This is a genomic window from Paenibacillus sp. FSL R7-0216, from assembly GCF_037969915.1.
GTDB lineage: Bacteria > Bacillota > Bacilli > Paenibacillales > Paenibacillaceae > Fontibacillus > Fontibacillus rhizolycopersici.
In genome coordinates, this window is sequence record NZ_CP150222.1 from 4,515,828 (window position 1) to 4,542,431 (window position 26,604).

At 52.2% G+C, this 26,604-nt stretch carries 19 protein-coding genes; 5 read left to right on the forward strand and 14 right to left on the reverse strand.

Features of this window, described 5'->3' with window-relative positions:
* Positions 1–33: 33 nt before the first annotated feature.
* The 5 genes from galU to MKZ15_RS20890 form a co-directional block, all read right to left on the reverse strand.
* Complete coding sequence (gene galU / locus MKZ15_RS20870; RefSeq protein WP_155608180.1) at positions 34–909, reverse strand: UTP--glucose-1-phosphate uridylyltransferase GalU; 876 nt, start codon at positions 907–909, stop codon at positions 34–36.
* Positions 910–1,056: 147 nt separating this feature from the next.
* A complete protein-coding gene (locus tag MKZ15_RS20875) occupies positions 1,057–1,254 on the reverse strand; it encodes a hypothetical protein (RefSeq protein WP_155608181.1) in 198 nt (65 codons plus the stop codon).
* A 416-nt stretch (positions 1,255–1,670) separates the two neighbouring features.
* Positions 1,671–4,220, reverse strand: coding sequence for a DUF3656 domain-containing protein (locus MKZ15_RS20880; RefSeq protein WP_339817824.1), 2,550 nt, complete (start codon positions 4,218–4,220; stop codon positions 1,671–1,673).
* Positions 4,221–4,572: 352 nt separating this feature from the next.
* Positions 4,573–5,235, reverse strand: a complete 663-nt coding sequence (locus tag MKZ15_RS20885; RefSeq protein ID WP_155608183.1) for a deoxynucleoside kinase — start codon at positions 5,233–5,235, stop codon at positions 4,573–4,575.
* Between the two features lie 2 nt (positions 5,236–5,237).
* Positions 5,238–5,861 carry a deoxynucleoside kinase gene (locus MKZ15_RS20890; protein WP_339817826.1) on the reverse strand — a complete coding sequence of 208 codons (624 nt, stop codon included), beginning with the start codon at positions 5,859–5,861 and terminating at the stop codon, positions 5,238–5,240.
* 216 nt (positions 5,862–6,077) lie between these two features.
* Between MKZ15_RS20890 and MKZ15_RS20895 the strand changes: the two genes are divergently transcribed.
* Positions 6,078–6,632 carry an AbrB/MazE/SpoVT family DNA-binding domain-containing protein gene (locus MKZ15_RS20895; protein ID WP_213622144.1) on the forward strand — a complete coding sequence of 185 codons (555 nt, stop codon included), beginning with the start codon at positions 6,078–6,080 and terminating at the stop codon, positions 6,630–6,632.
* Positions 6,633–6,646: 14 nt separating this feature from the next.
* On the opposite strand, the gene MKZ15_RS20900 is transcribed toward MKZ15_RS20895, so the two are convergent.
* From MKZ15_RS20900 to MKZ15_RS20915, 4 genes are all read right to left on the reverse strand, one after another.
* Positions 6,647–8,911 carry a DUF5704 domain-containing protein gene (locus MKZ15_RS20900; RefSeq protein ID WP_339817830.1) on the reverse strand — a complete coding sequence of 755 codons (2,265 nt, stop codon included), beginning with the start codon at positions 8,909–8,911 and terminating at the stop codon, positions 6,647–6,649.
* 1,021 nt (positions 8,912–9,932) lie between these two features.
* The gene (locus MKZ15_RS20905; RefSeq protein WP_339817833.1) at positions 9,933–10,847 is read right to left on the reverse strand and encodes a copper amine oxidase N-terminal domain-containing protein; all 915 of its coding nucleotides are present in this window, start codon (positions 10,845–10,847) and stop codon (positions 9,933–9,935) included.
* Between the two features lie 224 nt (positions 10,848–11,071).
* Positions 11,072–11,236 carry a hypothetical protein gene (locus tag MKZ15_RS20910; RefSeq protein WP_339817836.1) on the reverse strand — a complete coding sequence of 55 codons (165 nt, stop codon included), beginning with the start codon at positions 11,234–11,236 and terminating at the stop codon, positions 11,072–11,074.
* 316 nt (positions 11,237–11,552) lie between these two features.
* Positions 11,553–11,768 (reverse strand): hypothetical protein, encoded by a 216-nt coding sequence (locus tag MKZ15_RS20915; RefSeq protein ID WP_155608185.1) that lies wholly within the window; start codon positions 11,766–11,768, stop codon positions 11,553–11,555.
* 329 nt (positions 11,769–12,097) lie between these two features.
* Between MKZ15_RS20915 and MKZ15_RS20920 the strand changes: the two genes are divergently transcribed.
* Positions 12,098–13,735 carry a nitrite/sulfite reductase gene (locus tag MKZ15_RS20920; RefSeq protein WP_339817840.1) on the forward strand — a complete coding sequence of 546 codons (1,638 nt, stop codon included), beginning with the start codon at positions 12,098–12,100 and terminating at the stop codon, positions 13,733–13,735.
* Between the two features lie 167 nt (positions 13,736–13,902).
* Here the strand turns inward: MKZ15_RS20920 and MKZ15_RS20925 are convergent, their stop codons facing one another.
* The 3 genes from MKZ15_RS20925 to uvrB form a co-directional block, all read right to left on the reverse strand.
* Positions 13,903–14,013, reverse strand: coding sequence for a putative holin-like toxin (locus MKZ15_RS20925; RefSeq protein ID WP_339817843.1), 111 nt, complete (start codon positions 14,011–14,013; stop codon positions 13,903–13,905).
* Between the two features lie 138 nt (positions 14,014–14,151).
* Positions 14,152–17,031 carry an excinuclease ABC subunit UvrA gene (gene uvrA, locus MKZ15_RS20930; protein ID WP_339817846.1) on the reverse strand — a complete coding sequence of 960 codons (2,880 nt, stop codon included), beginning with the start codon at positions 17,029–17,031 and terminating at the stop codon, positions 14,152–14,154.
* Positions 17,032–17,946: 915 nt separating this feature from the next.
* Positions 17,947–19,938 (reverse strand): excinuclease ABC subunit UvrB, encoded by a 1,992-nt coding sequence (gene uvrB, locus MKZ15_RS20935; RefSeq protein ID WP_339817848.1) that lies wholly within the window; start codon positions 19,936–19,938, stop codon positions 17,947–17,949.
* A gap of 259 nt (positions 19,939–20,197) precedes the next feature.
* Here uvrB and MKZ15_RS20940 point away from each other — a divergent pair, with 259 nt between their 5' ends.
* The 3 genes from MKZ15_RS20940 to MKZ15_RS20950 all read left to right on the forward strand — a co-directional run bounded on the left by MKZ15_RS20940 (position 20,198) and on the right by MKZ15_RS20950 (position 22,983).
* On the forward strand, positions 20,198–21,031 hold the full coding sequence (locus tag MKZ15_RS20940; RefSeq protein WP_339817850.1) for a flagellar motor protein: 834 nt from the start codon (positions 20,198–20,200) through the stop codon (positions 21,029–21,031).
* A complete protein-coding gene (locus tag MKZ15_RS20945) occupies positions 21,028–21,909 on the forward strand; it encodes a flagellar motor protein MotB (protein WP_213622149.1) in 882 nt (293 codons plus the stop codon). Before MKZ15_RS20940 ends, MKZ15_RS20945 begins: the two co-directional genes overlap by 4 nt.
* A 423-nt stretch (positions 21,910–22,332) precedes the next feature.
* Positions 22,333–22,983 (forward strand): transcriptional regulator, encoded by a 651-nt coding sequence (locus MKZ15_RS20950; RefSeq protein WP_339817853.1) that lies wholly within the window; start codon positions 22,333–22,335, stop codon positions 22,981–22,983.
* A 344-nt stretch (positions 22,984–23,327) separates the two neighbouring features.
* Here MKZ15_RS20950 and MKZ15_RS20955 read toward each other — a convergent pair whose 3' ends face one another.
* Positions 23,328–24,683, reverse strand: coding sequence for a PDZ domain-containing protein (locus MKZ15_RS20955; protein WP_339817855.1), 1,356 nt, complete (start codon positions 24,681–24,683; stop codon positions 23,328–23,330).
* A gap of 91 nt (positions 24,684–24,774) precedes the next feature.
* Positions 24,775–26,226 (reverse strand): S41 family peptidase, encoded by a 1,452-nt coding sequence (locus tag MKZ15_RS20960; protein WP_339817857.1) that lies wholly within the window; start codon positions 26,224–26,226, stop codon positions 24,775–24,777.
* Positions 26,227–26,604 lie beyond the last annotated feature (378 nt).

Here is a 26,604-nt window from a genome sequence, read left to right on the forward strand (position 1 = left end):
AAAACCGGTCTCTCCCAAAGGAGAGGCCGGTTTTTAATTCAAGCTATCCAAAATAATTTCCGACATATATTTGAGCAGTTGGTCACGAAGCTCGGGGTTCTCGAGGGCATAATGGATAGATGTCTTAATGAAGCCTAATTTCTCGCCGACGTCGTGGCGGGTGCCTTCGAAGTGATAGGCTAATACCCGTTCCTTTTCACCTAGGCGCGATATGGCGTCGGTCAACTGGATTTCCCCGTTGACGCCGATGCGTTGGTTTTCCAGGATATCAAAAATAGCCGGCGTTAAAATGTAACGACCCATAATAGCCAGGTTGGACGGTGCTTTGCCGACTTCCGGTTTCTCCACCAACTGCTTTGCCTGGTAAACGCGGTCCCGAATCCCCACGGGATCAACGATCCCGTATCGGGATACTTCATCCCAGCCCACCGGTTGAACCCCTACGATGGAAGCTTGTTGTTCATCGTACACCTCGATCATTTGCTTCAGGCATGGCTTGCCGGATTCAACGATATCATCGCCGAGCAGCACCGCAAACGGCTCATCGCCGATAAACTTTCGCGCGCACCAAATGGCGTGGCCGAGACCCTTGGGTTCTTTTTGTCGTATATAATGGATGTCCGCCATTTCCGAGGATTTGCGCACCTCTTCCAGCAGCTGATATTTCCCTTTTTCGTTCAGATTGTATTCCAGTTCAAAAGAGGTGTCGAAATGGTCCTCGATCGCCCGTTTGCCTTTCCCCGTCACGATAATGATATCCTCGATGCCGGAAGCGACCGCTTCCTCCACGATATATTGAATCGTCGGCTTGTCGACGATCGGCAGCATCTCTTTGGGCATCGCCTTCGTTGCTGGCAGGAAACGCGTCCCTAGCCCGGCTGCGGGGATGATCGCTTTGCGGATTTTCATGAAAGCATGACTCCCTCGTTCCAAGAATAATTTCACTGGTTCATTATACCATATCCCTGCCGGTGGTTAGCAAAAAGGACCCCGAGGTTCACCCCCGAAGTCCGACTGAAGTTATAGGTAAGTTAACAACGACTTAGTACATCGGATTTATTGGATCCAGAATTTCCGCCATGTGAAGCGCTGAGGAAGTTTTTCCTCGTTGCGGATCCGATTACCCGGTTCTGGCGTGTGCAGGAAACGTTCGGTGCCGAACTCGATTCTACGATATTCTTGTTCGCCGCCGAGTTCCAGCCGTCCTTGTACACGGGTCACGACCGACTGCATCTCGAGGAATCCTTCAAACATCACTTTCACCCTCCTAAAAGTTTGTGAGCGAAGCTAAAAACAGGTGTTTTCGTCGATATCCCTTGCACTAACAAACCCGCTTCGCATCTCATTTGTTTACGCTTTCATTATAGCATATCAGCGATTTTTTGATAACCGATAAAGATCGGTTATCGCCCCTATCCATAACGAGTTCACAAACCTTCCACAAGTTGTATTTGATAGGAAAACAGGTGTCTTTATGGGGTGTAGTCGTCCTTCCGGGGAGGACATTTGTAAGCAGGTTTTGTTCTTTATAAAGAAGAGGATGGGCGGGGCATTGGGAGGATGGTGTGGTAACGGACCTGAGGGACGTTATTTGCTTAAAGTATCATTGCACACAATGCAAAAAAGAAGCCCCCACGGCAAAACCACTGCCGTTAGGGCTCCCTTCGTCCTTATTTCACCAGCTGTCCGCGCGTAACGCCGAGTTGGTTGGTCGCTTTGAGTGTTTTCCAGACCTGCGTGCCGCTGATTTCTCCGCGAAGCGCCTTGTTGTAGAGGTCGATGACCTCGTGCACCTGCTCCGGCGTTTCCTCGAGGAATTCGACGCGGTATTTCGCTACGCCGAGCTCGAGAAAATGGCTCAGATACTCCGCGCCCGACTGCTCGATGGCATTGTACACCGTGTTGCGGCAACCTTCGTCTACGCGGACGGGATGCGACATGCCGATCCGGTCCTGCAAGGAAGCGCGATGCTCCTCGCACGGCCGCCCGCAGTTAGTGTAGTCGGTCCCTTCGCTGAGGAAGGTACAGTACACGCAGTGCTCGGTGTGGAACATCGGCAGATGCTGGTGGATGACAACCTCCATGTCAGCCGTAGGGCTGACCCGGAGCAGATCGACCATCTGTTGGATGTTCAGGTCGTAGGACGGCGTCACCACGTCGCAGCCGACCTCCAGGAACAGCTCGGCCGTCTTGTGATTGGCGATGTTCAGCGAGAAATCGCCAATCAATTGCGGATGCACGGCCGACGGGTTCTCTTGCCGGTGGCGCAAGTAGTAATACAGCGCCCCGGTGTTGCGCACCAGCACCGCGTCGGGCTGGAGGCGCAGGATGTTGTTGTGGTAGCCGTTTTCGCCCGGCATGTGGATGCGCGGCGTCGCCAGCGCAATCCAGGCTCCGGCTGCGCGAACGGCGTCCACCGCTGCCGGGAACTGCTTGATAAACTCGAAGTCGGCGTAGATGTGTGATACGCCGGCTTCCAGTGCAGCCTGCACCTGCGGCAGGCTGCGGCACAACGCGGCGAGCTGCGCCTCGCCGCGCTTCACAGGCGCTGCGGGCCCGCGGCCCTGCGCCTGCTGCGCCGAAGACGCCCCGCCCGTGGCAGGGGCGTCAACCCCCACCGCCGCCCGTGCCCATACGGGCGGCTTCGGCCGCTCGGCGGCGAGCAGCTCCACCGCCCGCCGGCGGATGCTGTTCAGCTCTCGCATCGGCAGGATCACGTCGCCATAGAGCTCCGCATCCAGCTTCTCGAGCTGGAACACTGTACCGCCGAGACGCCCGAACTGCTCTTCGAGCAGAGCGGCGTCCATCGGCCGTTTTTGCGCGACCTCGAGCTCGAGCTCCGAGTCGACTTGCACCATCGTCCCCTTCTGCACATCGGTCCAGAAGGTCGAGAGCAGCCCGCCGGCGTGGCCCACCGCCCGCACCTGCACCGGGAAGACGCGGTACGGCTTCTCGGTCTCGTACGTTTGGCGCAGCCGCTTGTCGAGCGCCGGATCATTGGTCTTCCAGATCCGGTCGCCGACATGCACACGGCGCAAATCGACGTCATTCCGGCCCGGCACGATATCGACGATCCAGCCTTCCCCGGCTTCACCCTCCTGCTTCACGCCTTGACGGCGCAGGTCGTAGACGCGTCCGCCTTCTTCTTTTTGCGTCGGATCCCCGGCATCAAAGACGATCCCGTCCCCGCGTTTTAATGGGGCATCCAGCTTGCAGACCACACCGTCGCGCAGCACTTTCTCAACGCGGCCCAGGTACACGCCCCGGCTTTTCGGGAACGTCCCATCCAGCAGCTTCTTATTGTTTGTCCCCTCCAGGAAGCCATGCGTGAAGCCGCGCGAGAAGCTTTGCTGCAGCTCTCGGATCTCTTCCTTCGACGGACGGGTATCATCCCCGTCAAAATAACGGTCAATCGCCTTGCGATATTTGCTCACCACGTTAGCGACGTACTCCGGACTTTTCATCCGGCCTTCGATTTTAAAAGACGTCACCCCCGCCTCAATCAGCTCCGGCATGATGTCGATCGCCGCCAAATCCTTCGGCGACAACAGGTAGGCTACATCGCCCATCGGCTTCTGTTCCCCGTCGACCATCAGGTCGTACGGCAAGCGACAAGCCTGCGCACATTCGCCGCGGTTCGCCGAGCGCCCGCCCCACATCTCCGACGTCAAACATTGACCCGAATAGGACACGCACAGCGCCCCATGCACAAATACCTCCATCGGCAGCTTGGCTTGCTCCCCGATCACCTTGATTTGCTTGAGGTTATTTTCCCGCCCCAGCACCACGCGTTCCATATTCCAAGGCTTCACGAACTCCACCGCTTCCGGAGATGTGATCGTCATCTGCGTCGAGCCATGAATCGGAAAATCCGGCGACAATTCACGAATCAGCTTCACTAGCCCCAGATCCTGCACAATGACCGCATCCACGCCACCGTTAATGCACGCCTCGATCAGTTCCTGCGCATCCCGCAGCTCGTCTTCAAATACGAGAATGTTGAACGTCAGGAAACCTTTGACCCCATAACTGTGTAGAAACGCCATGATTTCCGGCAACTCGTCCATGCGAAAATTATTCGCCCGCGCCCGGGCATTAAACTTCTCCACGCCAAAAAAGATCGCGTCCGCCCCGTTCGCCACCGCCGCCCGCATGCAATCCCAATCGCCAGCCGGCGCCAACAGCTCAACATCCTGCCGCGTTAACGTTGTTTTGCTCATATATGTCCTCCCAAGCCAGCTTCAGCCAGCGTCTATTCTACTTGATTCGGAATTTTCAAAATTAAAGTGTCAACCAACTTATATATTCTAGCAGACATTGCCCGTGCACTCTAGCTTTTCCATCCATTCGCAAGGAAAAACATGGGGTAACCTCATTCTCACTGTCCTCAAGCCCTCTTACGCTTCTTTCCGCGATTATCCCTTTCGTTCAGGAGGGGCCTAACATTCAATTTTCGAGTCGTCCATGACCTGATGCAACGGGATAATCGTCATAAGAGTTGGAACAGCTAGCCTGCCTGTCAAAAAAAGAAGCCGACCAGACCCACAAAGGTCCCATCGGCTTCCCCATGCATTATTTGCCCCGCTGTACCCGCGAAGTCTGAATGATCTCCGCCGCCTGGCGGATGATCTCGTCGAGCGACGCTTCGTCCGTTGCATCGTAATCATCGATGTTCAGTCGCAACACCGGACAAGCATTGAACTCGTTGATCCAGTTCGCGTACCGTTCATGCATATGCTCCCAGTAGGAGACATCGGTTTGAATCTCCATTTCCCGGCCTCGCAACTGGATCCGGTTCAGGATGGACGTCAGATTCCCTTCCAGGTAGATCAACACATCCGGATGCGGAAAATACGGCGTCATCACCATCGCCTCAAACAAACTGGTATACGTTTCGTAATCCGTCTTCGACATCGTGCCTTGATCGGCGTGCATTTTGGCAAAAATTCCAGTATCCTCATAGATCGAACGGTCCTGAACATATCCGCCGCCCGCTTCGACGATCGCTTTTTGCTCTTTAAACCGCTCCGCCAGAAAATAAATTTGCAGATGGAAGCTCCATCGCTCGAAATCGTGGTAGAACTTCTCCAGATACGGATTGGTATCGACCTTTTCCAGCGAGGTGCGAAAGCCGAGTCGGGAGGCCAGCGCGGTGGTCAACGTGGATTTGCCGACGCCGACGGTACCCGCTACCGTAATCAGAGCGTCCTGGGGGATGCGAAATTCATGATTCATCTCTATAAGTGCTCCTTTATTTTGGCAACGATCTGCTCGAAATGCTCCGGATGTTCAACAAAATCCAGCTCATTTCCGTCAATCGTAATAATGACCGTATCCGGTTCCTGCGTTCGAAGCTGCGTAATCGCCGTTTCATAATCCTCAATCAACCGATCCAGATAACCTGGATCGATGTCCTGCTCAAAGCCGCGCCCGCGTTTTTCAATTCTTTTCAGCAAGGTGGCCAGCTCCGTTTGGATGTACACAATCACATTCGGTTTGGGAAGATCGTCGGTCAGAAGATGATAAATCTGCCGGTATTTTTCCCGTTTGTCCCCATGCAGCGTGCGTTGAGCAAAAATCCAGTTTTTATAAATATGATAGTCCGACACGACCGGCAAACCCCGGGACACGTAATTTTGCACCGTATCCTCCAATTGCTTGTACCGATTGCACAAAAAGAACATTTCCAGCTGGAAGGCCCATTCCTCAATATTTTGATAGAACTTGTCCAGGAACGGGTTCTCATCCACGATCTCCTTCAACAGGGGATAATCAAACCGCTCGGCGAGCATCGTAGCTAGCGTGGTTTTTCCGGCTCCGATGGCGCCTTCCACGGCGATAAACGGGCATGGCTTCTTCACTTGATGGTCCTCCCACATCTCTCTTGCCTGAAAAAATAGACTTAAACATTGTAACATAGAACCGGCTTCATGGCCTTTTCATTTTTTGATGATAACGGTGGATCTGCGACGATTCGAAATAAGGGATAAACAGGTATTTTTAACTTTTTTTACAGGAATTTCTGGAATTGTGCCGAATTACTGAAAGGATCAGCTTAGTCGATGGGAGGTAAACCGATGAGAAGAAGAGGTATCGTTCGAGCATTGGATGAATTGGGGCGAATCGTATTGCCCATTGAATGGAGAAGAGTATTGGAAATCGAGGAGAAGGACCCCATGGAGTTCTTTATTGACCCCGAATCCCGATGGATCATGATTCGTAAATATCAGTCGCAGATCTGTATGTTCTGCCAGACGATGGATAACCTAATCTATTTCCATGAGAAGTTTATTTGTTCCTCTTGTATTCAGAACCTTCGGCTTCAGGCTGCCTTAGAGCTCAGCCCCTCACCTTTTACACCGGGAACAGAGGAAGTGGCGGTAGCAGCTACCACCCCCACAAAGGACGTCGCATCAGGTCAATCCAACGACACCCCTCCTTTAAGGAGACGAGGCCGCAGACGTAGTAATGCCTATGAACTGTTGCTAGAAGCCATTCGCACCCATCCCAACTACACCCAAACCGAATGGGCTGGATTGATTGGCATCTCCCAAAGCCGGGTAAGTCAACTTCTCCAAGAAATAAGGGAATCCGAAAAAAACTCCTCCCCCATCAAGGGAAGGAGTAAATAATGCGATAGGCGGGGTTAGTGCGTCACCAGCGGCCGAAAATCATCTCGGCTCGACAGATCCGCATGATAAAATACTACATCCCCGTCTTTCAGCGCGTAGCGGCGCCCGTAAGGGTCCATCACGCTCCGCGCAAAACCTTCCATCCCGGCCCACTGGTTCATCAGCGGCGCACGGATGTATTGGAGATACGGCTTCCCGGTATCCCCGTTCCGAACGGTTTCGATGTTGAAGTTAACGACGATATAACCTTTTTTCAAAAAGATCGCCGAGCGATCCGTCAGCCCCCCATGCGTCCGTCCGTACTCAGCCACGTTCGTGCCTGCCGGAACGGCGTACAATTCGGCCGGAAGGCTGTATTCACCGTACCATCTTTGTACTGCGGCATTCACCCGCGCCGGATCTACGGCGAAGGGAATCCCCGTCTTCGGACCGATCAGTGTGCGTACCCCCGCCGGTAAACGCAGCAGGCTGAAGCTGCCGACCGGCGTTTTTTGCATCGAAGGCTTGTGGATAAACCACTGCACGAATTGACTGCGACCGATCCCGCCCACTTGGTCAAACGTATAGTCGTGATCGTATTGATAGAGCGCCGTATCCGTCAACTCCTCGACAGGCACGTTTCTTAGCCGCTCGTTCAAAATCACGTACCGCTGCACCTGGTCCGATGCCGAACCGATCCGCACGTAACTTTGGCTCCCGGTATGGTAATACAGATCAACGGGCTGCCGCGTTCCACTCGCTGCATCAATGAAATCAAATGAAGGAGTAATCGCGATTTGATCTAAAGGGCTAAACATATTCCCTTTCGTTTTGAGGTCGAATTTGAAATGGTACCCCGTTTTAATGACGGCGTTTTTGTACAGCGGGTGGCTCCCCGGGCGAATCGGCAACGTGTATTGCGTTGGATTGCCTCTTGGCGCCCCATCGATTCCGTTTAACCCGACCCAGTAAGAAGCTCCCGTAGGCGTTCGACTTCCGGTTGCTGACCGAAACACGCCTTCCCAATTGTAATCGACGATATCGGTTACCTGAAAATCATATACCCGCCCGATCACGTCAACTGGCACTGTGCCGTAGGCAATATGATGGCTGAGGTTCAAGTTGGCATTGGTTTGCTCCGTGGCTCCGGGCGGCGCGTTATGCGCTATGCTGCGAAACTCCACGGCATAAAACCCTTCATCCACCCAAACAGGCAGGTAGAAAGCAAATTGCTCCCGAGACTTGTCTACTTCAATCCAGGTGTTTTTCGGATAAAACGCCGCTTTCGTCCCCTCATACACATCAAACGGGAAGCGAACCTGCTTGCTATCGATGTATTTCAGATAATCCCGGTTTCCATACCCTAAATCATTCGTATGCTGACCGCTGTTGGGCATCATGACCGTAAAAGGCCGGTCCAAAATAATCGCCGACCGTCCCGCCGCCGGACTCGTCTTCTGATTATGAGCCCGATCGTCGGAAACGTTGGGGTACATGACCACGGGTGTATGTACGGTAACGCTGTTGATGCCGTAGATGGGGAAACTTTTGTCAGATCCGCCATTGATATTGCCGCTCATGAGTCCATAATAAATCGTCCCGGTGCTCGGCTGATCCGCTTTGTTCGACTTGCTGGTGGGAATGACATGTCCCGGACTGTACAGCACGTTGTTGGAGATTTGCGTTGCCGTGGGGATCTGCCCCGGGCGTTGTCCAGCACGTTCCGTTTGGGAGCCGTTCATTACCGCACTTCCGTTGAAGATGAGGCTGTCGTTTTTAACCTTGACCTCATCAACGGCGTCCTCGGCATAGGAATTCAGGTTTTCTCCGCTGACGTCCGGTTTCGTCTTCCCGCCCGACCTGCTTCCGGACGGCGCTTCTAACGTGCTCGGCGGCGATGGCGGAGTATATCCGCTGGATTTCGATGTAGCGTAGCTTGGCGGCGAGTACCCGCTGGGTGTAATCCGAATGCCGTTTCCTTCAAACGCATAGTTTTGCAGCGCTGCTTCGTTGATTTTGTAAACCTCCAGGTTATCAATAACCCAGAAGGAATACCTCCGCTCGATCGTATACGACTTCGTCACCGTTTCGCTGGCCAACTGCGGGTCAGGTTCGATGTGCTTATTCCCCTTCTCGTCCGTGACTTCCTTTCCGGGATCCCAGGTCAGTTCATACGTACGGTTCACCGTAATATCAAAGCTGCACGTCCCGCTCATTTCCACGAATTTATTTTTGGATAAGTAGCTTTTCGCAAGTACGTTTCCATACAAACTCTCCGTCGTCGGAATCCCGTCCAACACATTAAACCTCTCACTCCCCCGGCTGTCCGCCCGTATGACCGCGCTGACAGAGGGATCATTCAGCGGAACGTCGATGGAGTTGCCGCTGGGGGCGGGGGAGGTGCATTGGCCTACAGGATCTGGATCGGGGTCTGGAGGTGGCCCACCCTTTTTTTCGTAATAAAAGTAGACGTAATAGGTTGAGAACTTACCTTCGTAAGTGAATCCTGGCGGATCACCTTTGTCTTGTGGGCCATCAACAGGTTCTACGTCCTCTTTTGTTTGATAGCCCTGATATGTATAATTAGTCGGCGCTGACATTGGTTTAAAGGAATACAGTTGATCCTTGATAAGTTGTTTAGTTTCATTTCGAAAGCCATCAATCCCGTCTAGTGATTGACCCGTCGTTGTAAAGTATTTAATGACGGCCTTCCCCTGCACAGGTTCTAGCTCGATCGTCAACATGGAAGGAAAGTAGTAACGGTAGCCAAGAACTCCAGGATCTAACCCACCGCCACCCTCATGCGTTATGTCTTCCCCAGCATTGCCTAGCTGAGACGTTGTTAATGTTCCTGTGACTTGTACCTTAAAGGAAACCGTACTAGTTCCAACTCCGGTCAACGTTCCGGATCTGGCAGAATTAAAATTATTACTCATAAAATCTGCAGTACTAGCCCAATCCATTGAATTATACCGCGATGTATTCCAAATATTTAAACCATTATCCCAATCGCTAGGTTCTCTGAACCTAGTCACTTCCACACTTTTTATTTTTCGACCAGGAAAATCGAAAGAATAGGGAAATGTTATATTTACTGGTCCACCTGGGCTACCATCACCGGTCCAAGTTACTCCGTCTGATCTGCGCCAAATATCCGAACTAAATAATGCAACGAAATAATATTTATTAGGATCATTCTTGTCTTGAGTGGTTGGTAATGCACCGGCTGCTTCCACCTTTGGAGGAAGTGAAAAGCTACTCAATGCTACTAGAACAGCTAATGTGATCATTGAAATCCGCTTTAGCATTGGACTCTCCATCTTATTTAAACGGGTTCTCAATGATCGTTAAAGCATTGGAAGACATACGTACCACGATATAATCAACCTGTGCTAGTTTGAATTTTTCAAAATTCGGATCAAAATCTACATCGTGGCCACTTTTAACCGCATAGGTCACAATATGCGTTTTGTCCGAATTAGTTACTGAAAGATTTTTTATGGGGTTTCTTGATCTTGCATTAATTTGAGAGCCAAGGAAAACCAATGAAGGACTACCCTCAGAAACATGCATTTTCAACCCTTCAATACTTCCCTGCTTGACTGGCCAAATGTCATAAATCACCCGATCCCCAATCTTCAAGGGAAGCTGATCCGCTTTAATCACGTTGACAGTGGAGTACTTTGTTCCCTCAACACTTGTTAGAACCCAGGTATGATCACCAATCAACTCTGTAAAGTTACCGATAGGTACATTCTTCACTCCAACATCTTCAGGAGTCGGTATTTCCTTTTTCCCTACCCAAACCCAATTTGCAGCTTGATCCCAGCTCACAGTTTCGCCCAGGTTTTCGCTAATAAAGCGCAGCGGCACATAAGTCCGGCCATTTACAGCTTTAGCTTGGGCATCCATCTTCACGTCTTTACCATCAACCACAGCGACGTTACTTCCAAGGGTAAGATCGATCGACTTTCCCTCCTTTTTGTAGGTCACGGTTTTGCCGATAAACCTTACTTCGGCACCTAGGGCTTCGCCAACACCTCGGAGCGGTACTTGAACACGGCCGTTTTCCGATACCGGATCGCCTCCTTCGAATTTCACCTTACGTCCATCGACCAAGACGGCCAGTTTAGGGCTACCAACAATGTCATTAGATCCATCCGCTTTCGCATCCGAAACCTGAAATCCCCCAAGAACAATCACTCCAGAAATCAACACCGCCAACATTTTTTTCATGATCACTAACTCCTCATCATTTTGTTTTCATTGACGTTTGCGAACCATCATTAAATCCCGACAAACCACCACAAGCCAATAACCACTCTACCGGCTGAAGTTAAAAACGCTCCCAGGACATACCGCCATTCCTACGCTTGTATGCATAAAATAAATTGGATATAATACGGATAAAGAAGGGAAGGGACGAGGCACATTCGCCCCTCCCGGAAAAGGATGTTGCCCTAACGTTTGCGGCGGTGGGAGCCATCCTTTTTTCTTTTGCCCGCAAACAGCATCTCGGACAAAAGCCTACGAACTTCGGACCATTCTTTTAAGACTTTTTTCAATGCCCCCAACAAGGCCCCTGCCAACACCAGCACCGCAATCGCAGTATTCAACGTATCCATTTCCGATCACCTCCCTTGAAGGGAAAGTGTCCCTTCTGCATCCTTACCCAATCCGATGCAGTTAGGAGAAATATGCCTCCTCACTTATTCGCTAACCTCTTCTATACACCTCCTTTGTTCTTGCTTTTCTGATAAATTCATCCATTTATAAAAACAAAAAAAACACACCTCGCCATCGGATTGATGTCAAGGTGTGCTTCACCTGCCCTTTATTATAGTCCATATCCTGTAAATTGAAAAGACACTCCATCCCTCCAAAAGGAATAAAGTGTCCTGGCTTATTTCATAGGATGAAATATGTATCCCTCGTTCTGGCTTAACTAAACCAAGTTTTGATCATAATTGCATCGGACGCCAAAAAGACCAACAGGCTGATGATCCCGAAAGCGATCGCGAACAAGTTCTTCTTCGGGCGCTGGGTCACCAAGCGGATGACGCCGATCAAAATGATGATCGTAAACAAAATCATAAAAATATCAAACCCGTTAAATGTCGTTGTTTTTGCCGTTTCTTGCGCTGCTTCGAGCAACATCGCGAAACCTCCTCTTGAAATCCACGAAATCACAACTCTTCTTCTATGTTATCTTCCCTCCGGTTCGGATGCAAGAGGAAAGACAAGTTTTTGTCAAACTTTTCGCTAAAAACATGCATTCAACGTCGGTTTTAACCCTTATTTTGTGTTAGAGGTCATTGACATATGTATTATCATCAGATCTTTAGTTGTTCATAAGTAAGTTTTATGTCCAGAAGTCCCTTTCATTATTTACGCTATATCTCAACTATGGTACCATGAAAATTAACATTATTCATAGTTTTGTTGTCGGAATTAACAAGCTCAAGGAATCAAAGGGAGGTTATCGCATGGCGTATGAACCGATATGGACCGCAGAGCCGGAGAAACTCAACAAATTTGAATTCGTCAAATTGGAAAAAGACGGCCTGGACGTGATCCGTACGATAATTGAAGAGTATGCGGTTAAAGGGTTCGACTCCATTCCAGCGGACGATATGGACCGTTTCAAATGGGCCGGCGTATATCAGCAAAAGCCGAAAGACGGACATTTCATGATGCGCGTGCGCATTAATACAGGGATCATGACCACCGCGCAGGCGCGTGCCCTGACGGACATTGCCCGCTTATACGGACGTGACCTGGTGGACGTGACGACACGTCAAGCCATTCAATTCCATTGGCTGCGCGTGGAGCATTTACCGGATATTTTTAAGCGGTTAGATGAGGTTGGCTTGTATTCCTACGAGGCTTGCGGTGACTGCCCGCGTACGATCGTCGGCAACCCGCTCGCCGGAATCGACAAGGATGAATTGATCGATACGACGGAGATCGTCGAAGAGGTCAACCGATTTTTCCTGTTGAATCGGGACTTCTCTAATTTGCCGCGAAAATATAAGATGTCGATCTCCGCAAACGTCTATAATAACGCACAAGCGGAAATCAACGATTTGGCCTTAACACCGGCGATTAAAGTGATTGATGGCAAGGAAGTTATCGGGTTTCATGCCATGGTTGGCGGCGGTTTATCCGCAAAGCCACATTTGGCCAAAACGCTGGACATATTCGTAAGACCGGAGGAAGTGCTGAAGGTAGCGATCGGGGTCACCACGATATTCCGTGATTACGGATACCGGGAGAAACGCCATCAAGCCCGCCTGAAATATCTGGTTGCCGACTGGGGACCGGAGAAATTCAAAGATAAACTAGTCGAGTTGGTTGGCGAGCTGGAATCTCGCGGGGAAGACAAAACCGTCGGCTGGCAAGCAGCCTACTTTGACGGAGTACATCCACAGAAGCAAGAAGGGCTTAACTATATCGGTCTCAACGTACCGGTGGGGCGGTTAAATGCCGATGAGCTGGAGCAATTGGCCGACGTGGCTAATCAATACGGTGACGGCAAAATCCGTACCACCATGTCTCAAAATATTTTGCTTAGCGGTATCCCCGACGACAAAGTGGAGGAAGCCCTTCAGGCACCGGTACTGCAACGGTTAACGCCGTTTCCGAAGCACTTTATGAGCCGGACCGTCTCCTGCACGGGCAATGAATTTTGCAACCTGGCCATCGTGGAAACGAAGCAACGCGCGGTCGAAGTGGCGGAGTATCTGGACGCACATGTGGCTTTGGACGAGAAGGTTCGAATCCACTTTATCGGCTGCCCGAATGCCTGCGGACAGAAGCACATCGCCGATATCGGATTGCAAGGCTCTTTGGTTAAAACACCGGAGGGCATGGTCGATGCGTTCGACATTGCAGTAGGCGGTACCTTGGGTGGTGGAGCGAATGGTCCACAAGCCCAGTTTAACCAAGCACTGAAAGGACGCGTTAAAGGCGATCAAGTTGCCTATGTCCTTGAGCAGTTGCTGCTGTTCTACAAAACGAATCGGAATGCCTCCGAGTCCTTCCATGATTTCGTCCTTCGTGTTGGAGTCCCGGCGTTCCAAGAGCAATTAAGCCAGATCTTGGAAGCGGGAATCGCCTCGTAAACCATTTTAATTCATGCTGAATTTGTGATATTATGGGAATTAGAAGGATACATTAAAAAAGAGCGGAGATGCGCGAACATCTCCACTCGGCAACAGCCGCTTTTAAGGGCGGTTGACTGTGAACGGTTTTGTCTACTGAAATAGACCGGTACCTTGTTCGGGGCGGTCTATTTCTTTTTGCTTTGGTTCAGTGCCATGACCGTAACGATCAGCCCGATCAGTGCAATATGAAGCGCACCAAAGCTAATCATTAACGCCAAAGCATCCTTAACCTCCACAGGCATCACCTCCTTTACAGGAGACTAGCCGACCACCCTTTATAGCCATTCTGTTGTTAGTGTAATTATACCATTAATGGAATATATTAATAGAAAAAGAAGCAGTCTCAATCTAAAGAGACTGCTTCTTGTTATCTTCTATACAACTTCCCGATCCTTCTCTTCCACTACGCTTAATTCTGCGGTGCGCTTGGCATCCCGCTTGAGGATTGGAGCCAGGTAACGCCCGGTATAGGAATTCTCAACCTTTACGATGTCCTCCGGCGTACCGGTGGCAATTATCGTTCCGCCGCCGCTGCCGCCTTCTGGGCCTAAGTCGATCAGATAATCGGCCGTCTTGATCACGTCCAAGTTATGCTCAATGACAAGGACCGTTTCACCGGAATCAACCAAGCGATGAAGTACGTTAAGCAAACGATCGATATCATCGACATGTAATCCGGTCGTTGGTTCATCAAGGATGTAGATCGTTTTGCCTGTACTGCGGCGATATAACTCCGAGGCCAGCTTCACACGTTGGGCTTCCCCGCCGGACAACGTTGTAGCCGGTTGCCCCAGGGTGACGTAACCCAAACCAACGTCCAGCAGCGTTTGCAGCTTACGATGAATCTTCGGAATGTTTTGGAAGAAGTCCGTGGCATCCTCGATCGTCATCTCGAGCACGTCGGCAATACTCTTGTTCTTATACTTCACTTCCAACGTCTCCCGGTTATACCGTTTGCCTTTGCAGACTTCACAAGGAACGTACACGTCGGGCAGGAAATGCATTTCAATCTTGATGATCCCGTCCCCTTTGCAAGCTTCGCAGCGGCCGCCTTTGATGTTGAAGCTGAAGCGTCCTTTCTTATAGCCGCGCACCTTCGCTTCGGTCGTTTGGGAGAACAGATCGCGAATGTCGTCGAACACCCCGGTGTACGTTGCCGGATTGGAACGTGGCGTACGACCGATTGGAGATTGGTCGATATCGACGACCTTATCCACATGATCAAGCCCTTTGATCTCCTTGTATTGCCCCGGACGTACTCTCGCTCGATTTAAATCACGAGCCAATGTTTTATACAAGATTTCGTTGACGAGGGTCGACTTGCCGGAACCAGACACCCCGGTCACTGCCGAAAATACGCCGATCGGGAATTTCACATTGATGTTCTTCAGATTGTTCTCCTTGGCCCCTTTGACCTCCAACCAGCGGCCGTCCGGTTTGCGCCGCGATGCCGGCACCGGAATAAACTTCTTGCCACTTAAATACTGGCCAGTCAGGGAACGTGGGTCATCCATGACTTCCTGCGGTGTACCTTGCGAGATCACTTGGCCGCCGTGGATACCGGCTCCAGGTCCGATATCGATAATATGATCCGCTGCCAGCATCGTATCTTCATCGTGTTCAACGACAATCAACGTGTTGCCGAGGTCACGCATGTGGTTCAGTGTGGAAATCAACTTATCGTTGTCCCGTTGGTGCAGCCCGATGCTCGGTTCGTCAAGGATATACAGGACGCCCATCAGACTGGATCCGATCTGCGTAGCCAGCCGGATACGCTGCGCTTCGCCGCCGGATAACGTGCCAGCCGCCCGGCTGAGCGTCAGGTATTCCAGACCAACGTTCACCAAGAACCCGAGCCGACTATTGATTTCCTTCAAGATCAGATTGGCGATGGATTTTTCCTTTTCCGTGAGCTCCAGTTTATCAAAAAACTCTCTTGCATCGCCAATCGACAAGGACGTCACGTGCGCGATGTTTTGGTTGTTGACCGTGACTGCGAGGACTTCCTTCTTCAACCGATCACCATGACAGGTACTGCAAGGTTTAGAGCCCATAAACTCCTCAATGAACTCACGAATGCCCTCCGAAGCGGTATCGCGATAACGCCGTTCCAGGTTTGGAATGACCCCTTCAAATGTCACATAGGCATCTCTACTCATACCGAAGTCATTCTCATAACGGAACCGAACCTTCGTATCGCCGGTTCCATACAGCAGCTTGTCCATCTGCTCCGCCGTTAGCTCGGAAACCGGAACATTTTGCGGAATATGAAAATGCTCGCAAACCGATCTCAAAAACTGTGGATAGTAGTTGGAGGTGCCACCCGCCCACGCTTCAAAAGCGCCCTCCTCAATGGATTTGGACGGATTGGAGACTAGCAAGTCCTTATCGATGATCATCTTCACGCCAAGTCCATCACACTCCGGACAAGCCCCAAACGGGCTGTTGAACGAAAACATCCGCGGCGACAGCTCCTCCATGCTAAACCCGCAAATCGGGCAAGCATAGTTGGAGCTAAAGCGAAGCTCCTCTTGGCCGATTATATCGACGAGGATTTGTCCGCCGGACATCTTAAGCGCGGTTTCGATGGAATCCGCTAGGCGGCTGCGCGCATCTTCCTTCACGACAATCCGGTCGACGATGACCTCGATCGTGTGCTTCTTATTCTTCTCGAGTTCAATATCCTCCGACAAGTCGCGTTGTTCGCCATCCACCCGAACCCGAACGAAACCTTGTTTGGCGATTTCACTGAATAAGCTTTTGTGCTCACCCTTTTTGCCGGAAATCACCGGAGCTAGAATCTGCAATCTCGTCCGTTCCGGATATTGCATAATGCGATCAACCATTTGCTCTACGGTCTGCGACGTGATCTCAATGCCGTGCTCCGGACAGTGCGGATGGCCAATCCGAGCAAACAAGAGACGGAGATAGTCATAAATTTCCGTGACCGTACCCACCGTTGAACGGGGGTTACGACTTGTCGTTTTCTGGTCGATGGAAATGGCCGGGGACAATCCTTCGATCGAATCCACGTCCGGCTTATCCATTTGCCCCAAGAACTGCCGCGCATACGCGGATAGCGACTCAACGTAACGACGTTGTCCCTCCGCATAAATGGTATCAAAAGCAAGCGAGGACTTGCCGGAGCCGCTCAGCCCCGTAAGCACGACAAACTTGTCGCGCGGTATCGTGATATCTATGTTTTTCAAATTATGCGCTCTGGCGCCTTTAATGACGATACTCTCACTACCCAACAACTTCATCTCCCTTTTTTAGATGATGTTTAAAAATCGGCTTCCCATCACGATGTTATTCGTAGGAGCTATTCGACGTCGAATCTTGAATTCAGTCGGTCGCTCCGTTGCTCACGTAGATCTGTCTACGCTCCGCTACTCCCTCTCTCCTTCATCCAACCTTCTCGGTGCTGATAACCCGATTTTTAAACTTTGATTGAACTTTTTCAAACCAACTTCCCATCACGATGTTATTCGTAGGAGCGTATTCGGCGTCGAATCTTGAATTCAGTCGGTCGCTCCGTTGCTCACGTAGGTCTGCCTACGCTCCGCTACTCCCTCTCTCCTTCATCCAACCTTTTCGGTGCTGATAACCCGATTTTTAAACTTGATTGAACTTTTTCAAACCAACTTCCCATCACGATGTTATTCGTAGGAGCGTATTCGGCATCGAATCTTGAATTCAGTCGGTCACTCCGTTGCTCACGTAGGTCTGCCTACGCTCCGCTACTCCCTCTCTCCTTCATCCAACCTTTTCGGTGCTGATAACCCGATTCCTAAACTATGAAATTAACCTAACGGAACGTAGAGACGTTATTCGATCATTTCCCGGATATTTCCCGGTTTAACGGAACACAGAGACCTTATTGGGCATATATCTCTGCGTATACGGTCATTCTCGAGTAAATAGCGTCTCCTCGTTCCGTTAGAATGAAAAACGGTAGTTCTTAGAGCTAATAAGGTCGCTCAGTTCCTTTACAATGGTTCGCGCCCCCTGGTCGAAGGCAACAACAGCGGAAGACGGCGACGGCAGGATCCGGTCCTAGCGATCAAGGCCGGCCTTCCCCGCTCGAATCCGGTCAACGATGCTACCTACAGCAACCGGCTCGCGGCCTATAGTCACCCCCATTTAGAGGGGTTGCACTCTGTCAGCCATCACTCAGCCCGCAACTCCAAAATCGCGTCACGCAGCTCCGCGGCGCGCTCGAATTGCAGGTTCTTGGCCGCTTCCTTCATCTCGACTTCCAGACGGCCGATCATCGCTTCGCGGTCGCGTTTGGACATCTTGCCTTTGGCGTCGGCCAGATAATCGGCTTTGCTCTCCGCCACCTTGGTCGCCTCGATCACGTCGCGGACCTTCTTGCGAATCGTCTGCGGCGTGATACCGTGCTCCTCGTTGTAAGCGATCTGAATGCTGCGCCGCCGTTCGGTCTCCTTGATCGCCCGATCCATCGACTCCGTGATCGAGTCGCCGTACATTAGCACTCGGCCGTCCGAGTTCCGCGCGGCCCGACCAATGGTCTGGATCAGCGATCGCTCCGAGCGCAGGAAACCTTCCTTGTCGGCGTCCAAAATCGCCACCAGCGACACCTCCGGCAAGTCAAGACCTTCCCGCAGCAGGTTGATCCCAATCAGTACATGGAACGTCCCCAGCCGCAGGTCGCGCAAGATCGTCATCCGTTCCAACGTTTTGATATCGGAATGGAGATACCTGACTTTGATGCCGACTTCCTTCAGGTAATCGGTCAAATCCTCCGACATCTTCTTGGTCAGTGTTGTTACCAGTACGCGTTCATCTTTAGCGATACGGTCGCGGATTTCCCCGATCAAATCGTCGATCTGTCCCTTGGTCGGCCGTACCTCGATAATTGGATCCAGCAGACCCGTCGGACGGATGATCTGTTGCACCATCGTAGGGCAATGCTCCAACTCATAGGGACCCGGCGTAGCCGATACATAGATCAGCTGCGTCGCTTTCTCCTCGAACTCCTCGAACCGCAGCGGGCGGTTATCCAACGCGGATGGCAGACGGAAACCGTGGTCCACCAGCACATTTTTACGCGCCTGGTCACCATTGTACATCGCTCGGATTTGCGGCAGCGTAACGTGGGATTCGTCGATGACGATCAGCATATCATCCGGAAAATAATCCATCAACGTATACGGCGTCGCCCCCCGCTCCCGGAAAGTTAACGGTCCCGAATAGTTCTCGATCCCGGAGCAGAAGCCGACCTCCTTCATCATTTCGATGTCGTAGCGCGTCCGCTGCTCCAGCCTCTGGGCTTCCAGCAGTTTCCCCTGCGCACGGAATACCTCCAGCCGTTCTTCCAGTTCACGTTCGATGTTCGTGATGGCGACCTTCATCGTCTCTTCTTGAGTAACGAAGTGAGACGCTGGGAATATCGCGATGTGATCGCGTTCGCCGACTAACTCTCCGGTCAACACATCGATTTCCGTGATCCGCTCAATCTCGTCGCCAAAAAACTCCACGCGCACCGCCTGCTCGCCCCGGGAGGCCGGAAAGATTTCCAGCACGTCGCCGCGAACCCGAAACGTACCGCGCACAAAGTTCAAATCGTTCCGTTGATATTGGATATCCACCAGCCGGCTCAAAATCTGATTGCGCGGCTTTTCCATCCCTACCCGCAGCGACAGTACCAAATTGCGATACTCCATCGGGGAACCGAGACCGTAAATACACGACACGCTCGCCACGATGATAACATCCCGCCGCTCAAACAACGAGCTCGTCGCCGAGTGACGTAATTTATCGATTTCTTCATTAATGCTGGAATCTTTCTCGATATAGGTGTCGGAGGAAGGAATGTAGGCTTCCGGCTGGTAGTAGTCGTAGTAACTAACGAAGTAGTCAACCGAGTTATTGGGGAAAAATTCGCGAAACTCGCTGGCCAGCTGCGCCGCTAAAGTCTTGTTATGCGCGATGACGAGGGTGGGCCGTCCGAGCTTCGCGATCGTATGAGCGATCGTAAACGTCTTTCCTGTCCCGGTCGCCCCGAGTAACGTCTGGTGCTTCTTTCCAGCGAGTGTACCCTCCACCAGTTGTCGAACCGCCTCCGGTTGGTCCCCTTGTGGCGTATATTCGGAGATCAGCTCGAATTTATTGTCGCTAACCACGATTTCACTCATTGTCCAACATCACCCTATCGTCTAAAATGGAATACTAGAGGCGTCTCCGGTATTCGTTCTATCTATGCATGAGAGGTTTCCTCAAGATGTTCGTTTCTTCATCTAAACTAGGATCGTCATCATTCCGATGAATAAACCAAGCTTAGCCTTCGAGTCCTTCCTAAATTTATCAAAATAGGAATGGGTGTTCCCATGTATTATACCTTTTTCATCCTATAGATGCAAACGGTAAGTCGAGAATAGGAGTTGTACACAATCCATGGATATTGCAACGCTGATAGGCATCATTGTCGGACTAGCCGCCTTGGTTGGCGGATTTATGCTGGAAGGCGGTCAATTGGGTGGTTTGCTGCAGATTACCGCCGCTTTGATCGTGTTTGGCGGCACCTTCGCCGCAGTGTTGATCAGCTTCCCCGTCGCCAAGCTGCGTACGGTGCCGAAGGCGTTGGCGCTGGCGTTTATGAGCAAATCTCCTGCACAGGATGACGTAATCGAAGATATTGTCGGGATGTCATCGATCTCTCGCCGCGAAGGCGTATTGGCCTTGGAAAAAAAGGCTGCTGAGCATCGGGATCCTTTTCTGCGCGAAGGCATTCAGCTTGTGGTGGATGGTACAGACCGCGCGATGGTGCGGCAAATCATGGAGCTAGAAATCGATGCTGTATCGAAAAAATATGACGGCTACGCCAAAATATTCGAATCGGCCGGCGGGTACGCTCCAACGATGGGGATTATCGGCACCGTAATGGGGCTCATCCACGTACTCGGCAGCTTGTCCGAACCGACCGCGCTGGGGCCATCGATCGCACTTGCTTTTACGGCGACGTTATACGGGGTGGCCAGTGCCAACCTGATCTTCCTTCCGATCGCCTCCAAAATCAAAGCGCGCTGCGATGACGAGATCGATCGGATGGATATGATGCTCGAAGGGATTTTGTCGATCCAAAACGGCGACCATCCTTTGCTCGTGCGGCGGAAGCTGGAGTCTTTTACCGCGGAAACCACACGGCTTCTGCCTGACAGCGAACCGGAGAAACCGGCTGGATTCGAAATCGGCTCCCGCATTCGCAGCTCTGAGGAGAATGAGCGATGAGGCCGAGTAGTAAATCAGGCAAGAACACGGGGCCGGAACGTTCGCCGCGAGAACCCCGCAGGCGCGGACGCCGTGCGGAGCGCAACGAAACGAAGGACCGCTGGTTGATTACCTATGCGGATTTAATTACGTTGTTGTTGATTTTTTTCGTGATGATGTATGCCATGAGCCGTTTAGACGTGGAAAAATATGAAGTCGTGACCTCCTCCCTCCAGCAGACGTTCAAAGGCGGGGATTCCATCCTGGAGTTGGGCAGCGGGATTACCGGGACGGAGGGAAGGTACAACCACAAGAATCCGCCGGCTTCAGCCGATAACGGCAGCAAGCAAGGCGAGGGAAAAGGCACAACGGGGCAAGCGGACAGTACCGGTCAAGGGCCGTTGACGGAGCGGGAGCTTGCTTTTCGCAAACAGGAGGAAGAACTCGCGAATTTGATGAAGCTGATCGAGGCTTATGTCAAGGACAACTCACTTGAGGATCAAATCCGCGTGACCGACTTGCCGAAAGGCATCTCGATCACGTTAAGCGACCGGTTCCTGTTCGACACCGGACAAGCCGATCTGAAGAGCGGTTCGGCCAAGACGCTAGCCAAGCTGGCCAGCTTGTTCCGGCAGCTCAATACCGTGATCAGTATTGAAGGCCATACCGATAGCCTGCCGATCGTGTATGCGTCGGAATTTAAGGACAACTGGGAGCTGTCGGGGGCAAGAGCGCTGTCGGTGCTGCGGTTTTTCGTGGACAAGGAGAAGCTGGACCCGCAGCACTTCCAATATGCCGGTTACGCCGATACCCGCCCCGCCGCGGACAACGACACCCCCGAAGGCCGCCAGAAGAACCGCCGGGTGGAGATCACGGTGTTACGGCAGTTGCAGAAGTAGGGGGCGAGTCGTCGGGTGTGTATCCGCGCCGATGGCCCGGGCCCTTTCCGCGAACCTAGCTCTAACGGACCTCAGTGACGTTATTCGCTATTTCCCGGCCTATTTCCCCAGCTAACGGACTGAAGAAGCCTTATTGGCTAGTTCATCGGCGCTAATGCTCGAATTTGCACCATATAACGTCTCTGGGATCCGTTAAAATCTACAACTGATGTTTACGGACTAAATAAGGGCCACTCGGTCCGTTAGCAGTAACAATTGGTAAGGAACAGCCTACTGAACCATTGCCAGCAGACACTAAAAGCGATAAACTATGCTCAAACAGGCCGTGAAGCACACGCCGTCTTGATCCTTCGACCCATAGTGGGGTGGAATGGGATCGGGGCGGCGTTTTTGTTTTCACAGATGCAGGAAGGATGAGTTGGAATGAAATTTGTTCAAGCCTTTAATGCGTGGATGGCACGCCAAATGGAGGAAGAGAAGAACCCTAGACGGTTGGAGCTCCTCAAAAAGGGATTGGGACACGGCACCATGGAATTTTTGCGACTCGTCTGGTACCCTGCCGTAGGTCAATTCGATTTCTTATACGCGGAATGGGAGGTGCGGGACTTCAACAACGGTTACCGATACTTGGACCTCGCCTATCTCCCTGGATCAGGATCGGTGAAAGGGGCTATTGAAATTCAGGGCTACGGCCCCCATGCAAGAGATCTGGACGTACGGCGTTTCAAGGATTTATGCTGGCGGCACAGCTTACTGGCGTTAGATGGCTGGACGTTACTCCCCATCGCTTATTTGTCTATCGTGGAGGAGCCGAAGCAATGTCAGCAGTTGGTCTTGTCGTTTATCGGAAGGTTTATGACTACAGCGATACAACCCGACTTGGATTGGCTGGAGGCAGAAACGGTACGATTTGCACGGCGGACAGTACGGCCCTTTAGCCCACTCGAGCTGTCGGAGCATTTACGGATTACGGACCGTCACGCCAGACGTATTTTGCATGGGTTGGCTCACAAACAGCAACTAGTTGTTGCCAGCGGAACGAGTCGTTATCGGACTTATCGTCTTGCTCGTTAGGGTCTTGGAAATCCCCGCACTTTCCCGCATTTTCTCGCATTTTCTCGCACTCCCGACCCAGGTTCTAACGGACCCCAGTGACCTTATTTGCTATTTCCCACATCATTTCCCGCTCTAACGGACTGAGGAGCCCTTATTTCAGGTAAAATGGCATAGTTAGACCGGAATCTAGTCAAATAAGAGCATCTGGGTCCGTTAAATCCCCCATAGCTGCGTATCCCATGTAAATAGCGGCATCTAGGTCCGTTAAGCAACCAAAAACCCGCCGGGGAGAAAAACCTCCCAGGCGGGTTTTGTTATCCGCGCTGCGGCGAGGCGTAGGGTGCCCCTGGCCCGCGCGCGCCCTACGCCTCGGCGGCCGGCCCATCGGCCGCCGCCGGCGCACCGCCGCCCGCCCGCGCTTCGCGCTGCGGTGCGGGCGTGGCGCCCCGAGCGCCACGCACCGCGCGGGCGCTCGTGCGCGGGCGCAGCAGCTGCAGCAGCGATAGTGGCTGCAGCCTTACCGCCGCCGGCGCCAGCTCATCCGGCGCGAGGATCGCGCCGAGCTGGTGGTGATCACCGGCGTAGATGGCGCGCTGGAGGAATTTACTCTCGCCCGCGAGATTCAGCACCTCCAGCTTGCAAAAAGCCGGGTTGATCCGCAGCGCTGCATGCAGATCCTCCTTGGTTGGCACCGGCACGCCGTTGACCTTCACGATCGACTCGCCAGCCCGGATCCCAAGCTCTTCCGCCGGACTGCCCGGCAGCACCGCAAGCACCTTCAGTCCCCCCTGCGGATGGACGAACAACGGGCTGCGTTGCTGCTCTTCGAAACGGCTCAGCCAAATCAGCGCTTCGTGCAGCACAAACGCCGCGAGTGCGGCTACCGGCAGCAGCGGGCTCCACCACGCCGTTAACAGCGCCAATACCGTGATGACCGCGCCGTAACCCAACAGCCGGCCGGACGAGATGCGGGCTTTGTCTTTTGGCAGCAGCCCCATCGTCATCTCCGAGAATCCAAGCACAATCGGCAGCGCCATCAATCCAAAGCCGCCTTGCCAAGCATCCCCGCCGAACAACGGCGTCCACGGCAGCACCCCGCCCGTGGTTTGAGCCGGAATAAGCAGGAATAACGGCACCGGCCACAAGCTTTGCATTTGGTACCCGCCGATCAGCTTGCCCCGCTTCCCTTCGTAAAACAACGGTCCGGCAAACGACGCGCCCTGCCACCGTACCAGCATGCCCTCAACTAGATGCAGCAGCCCAACAAGACAGAGCAGCGCCGGGATGTCCAGCTCTCGGACGATACGCACGACGTCGCCCACGAAGCCGCTGCCCGCAAATCCCGGGAACAAATTCAACCCGAACTGAAATAACCCGAGTATACCCACGGAATAGGCCAGGCATAAATAGCGTATGCGGAACAGCATCAGCACGATCGTAACCGCCCAGAGGCAGAGGATCCCCTCCATCGTCAGATTCATTCCCAGGAATACGAAGACGACGGAAACCGCCAGACCCGCCAACAAGCCGGCAAGAACGGTACGCCAAGTCTGCAAGCCCCAGCTGTGCAGGCGAACATGGAACAGACGGCGTTCCAGCACAACCTGCCTGCGATAGATCAGCAGGACGACGATGATCGAAATATAGTAAAACGGCTGCAGCAACAGCTGCACCCCTGCTTCCGCCAGACTCCATAATCCTTCCAGAATGAGATCCAAGAGGTACTCACGCTCCTTTATGTTAACTTATACACTTCCGCTAATCAGAAAAAAAGAGGGCCGGATTTCAGCCCTCTAAGGGATTCGACAATTATGAGGTGATTTCCTTCCGTACAACCTCGAGTGCGCGATTTAACTGCGCATCGTTTTTCGGATCGCGGATTTGTTTAATGACGCTGCTCTCCAGCGCCTCGGCTGTTTTCGCATCCAGTACGCCGTTCACCGTGAGCTTTTGGTCGGACTGGAATTTCTTCAACGCCTTCTCGGTATTTTTATCGAAGTAACCGTCCTTCCGGCCCGGAGCGTATCCGAGTCCATCCAGCATCGTTTGGGCGCTTTTGATATCTTCGCCGAGCATATCGTATTTGTACGTTTTTTCTTTATTGATTGGGGCTACCGTAAAATAGTCCGGTTGAGACACCGCAATATCCGGCTTGATCCCCTTCTTGTGAATCCATTCGCCGTTTGGCGTCAGCCACTTGGCGATGGTGATTTTCAGCAGGCTGCCGTCCCCCATCTCCTGGCTATAGCTCGATTGCACTGTACCTTTACCATAGGTGGCTTCGCCAACCAGCTTCGCTCCCGCGGACTCCTGCAACGCTCCGGCTAGGATCTCCGAGGCGCTTGCGCTGCCCTTATTAGTGACGACAACGATCGGATAGGATTTGCCGCTTCCTTTGGAAACCGACTGTTGCCGGCGTTTGTACTTATCTTCGATTTGAACGATGGCTTTGCCCTTCGGCACGAACACCTCGGACATCGCTTCGACGACGTCAAGCACCCCGCCCGGGTTGTTCCGAACGTCGATTACCAGACCCTTCATGCCTTGTTTTTCTAAGGCAGCCAGCTCTTTTTTGAAACGATCGGCCGTATTCAAGGAGAACTCGGTAACCTCGATGACTCCGACCTTTCCTTCCTTCATCTCCGCATATACGGTCTCCAGGGCGATGTCGTCACGAACGATTTTAAATTCCAGCGTGCTGGCATTTCCAGCCCGTTTGACCTTAACCGTGGCTGTTGTGCCTTTCGGGCCGCGAATTTTGGCCACTGCTTCATTCAAGCTCAATCCCTCGAACGATTCGCCGTTTACCGACAGCAGGATATCCTTCGGCTGAATGCCTGCCTTTTCCGCTGGAGAGCCTTTGATCGGGGACACGACGACTACATTCCCGTTCTCCATGGAGACCTCTGCCCCAATTCCGGTAAAAGAACCCTCAATCTGCTCCGAAAATTGCTGCGCCGTATCAGGCGCCATGTAAGAGGAGAATGGATCCTCCAATGCATTCATCATTCCGTCAATCGCGCCATCAATCAATTTGTTCGTATCCACGTCTTCGACGTAGTTTTTCTGGACGAGCTGCAGCGCCGTCTCGATTTTTTTGATGTTTTGCTTCGAGCCGGTGCCGGCCGTGTCGGCAAAATTTCCGCTGCGCAGCGGTCCCGTACCGGCAAAGCTCCATTCCCCTGTCAGCGTTAATGTCAACAAGCTGCTGACCAGCATGGCTGCGACAACGAGCAGGGTTACCGTACGACCTTTAAACATCCTAGATCACCGCCTCTGAAAAATAGTTGTTATCAAATTGGTGCTAATAACCCAATTTAATAACTCTCATCTAAACAACGTGCCGGGTCCTACCGGCCCGTCCGATTTTGAACGTCCCATAGTATATGTCCCGCCCATGAGAAATATTTACAATATAAGGTTGTTTTCAAATTGGCTCCTTAGCACGATGTAACTTCATTGGGGTCATTTCGACGTCGAATCTTGAATTCAGCCGAGCCTTCCGCTGCTCACGTAGCCTACGAACGCTCCGCTACTCAGTCTCTAGCTTCATCCAACCTTCTCGGTGCTAAGAACCAACTAATAACCTTGATCAAACGGGGAAAACGGACCCTTGCCCCAAAAGAGGCGGTATCCGTT

Excerpts from the sequence above, each read along its gene's own strand:
- galU (WP_155608180.1), bottom strand. The coding sequence starts at position 909 with ATGAAAATCCGCAAAGCGATCATCCCCGCAGCCGGGCTAGGGACGCGT.
- MKZ15_RS20875 (WP_155608181.1), bottom strand. The coding sequence starts at position 1,254 with ATGTTTGAAGGATTCCTCGAGATGCAGTCGGTCGTGACCCGTGTACAA.
- MKZ15_RS20880 (WP_339817824.1), bottom strand. The coding sequence starts at position 4,220 with ATGAGCAAAACAACGTTAACGCGGCAGGATGTTGAGCTGTTGGCGCCG.
- MKZ15_RS20885 (WP_155608183.1), bottom strand. The coding sequence starts at position 5,235 with ATGAATCATGAATTTCGCATCCCCCAGGACGCTCTGATTACGGTAGCG.
- MKZ15_RS20895 (WP_213622144.1), top strand. The coding sequence starts at position 6,078 with ATGAGAAGAAGAGGTATCGTTCGAGCATTGGATGAATTGGGGCGAATC.
- MKZ15_RS20905 (WP_339817833.1), bottom strand. The coding sequence starts at position 10,847 with ATGAAAAAAATGTTGGCGGTGTTGATTTCTGGAGTGATTGTTCTTGGG.
- MKZ15_RS20910 (WP_339817836.1), bottom strand. The coding sequence starts at position 11,236 with ATGGATACGTTGAATACTGCGATTGCGGTGCTGGTGTTGGCAGGGGCC.
- MKZ15_RS20915 (WP_155608185.1), bottom strand. The coding sequence starts at position 11,768 with ATGTTGCTCGAAGCAGCGCAAGAAACGGCAAAAACAACGACATTTAAC.
- MKZ15_RS20920 (WP_339817840.1), top strand. The coding sequence starts at position 12,098 with ATGGCGTATGAACCGATATGGACCGCAGAGCCGGAGAAACTCAACAAA.
- uvrB (WP_339817848.1), bottom strand. The coding sequence starts at position 19,938 with ATGAGTGAAATCGTGGTTAGCGACAATAAATTCGAGCTGATCTCCGAA.
- MKZ15_RS20940 (WP_339817850.1), top strand. The coding sequence starts at position 20,198 with ATGGATATTGCAACGCTGATAGGCATCATTGTCGGACTAGCCGCCTTG.
- MKZ15_RS20945 (WP_213622149.1), top strand. The coding sequence starts at position 21,028 with ATGAGGCCGAGTAGTAAATCAGGCAAGAACACGGGGCCGGAACGTTCG.
- MKZ15_RS20950 (WP_339817853.1), top strand. The coding sequence starts at position 22,333 with ATGAAATTTGTTCAAGCCTTTAATGCGTGGATGGCACGCCAAATGGAG.
- MKZ15_RS20960 (WP_339817857.1), bottom strand. The coding sequence starts at position 26,226 with ATGTTTAAAGGTCGTACGGTAACCCTGCTCGTTGTCGCAGCCATGCTG.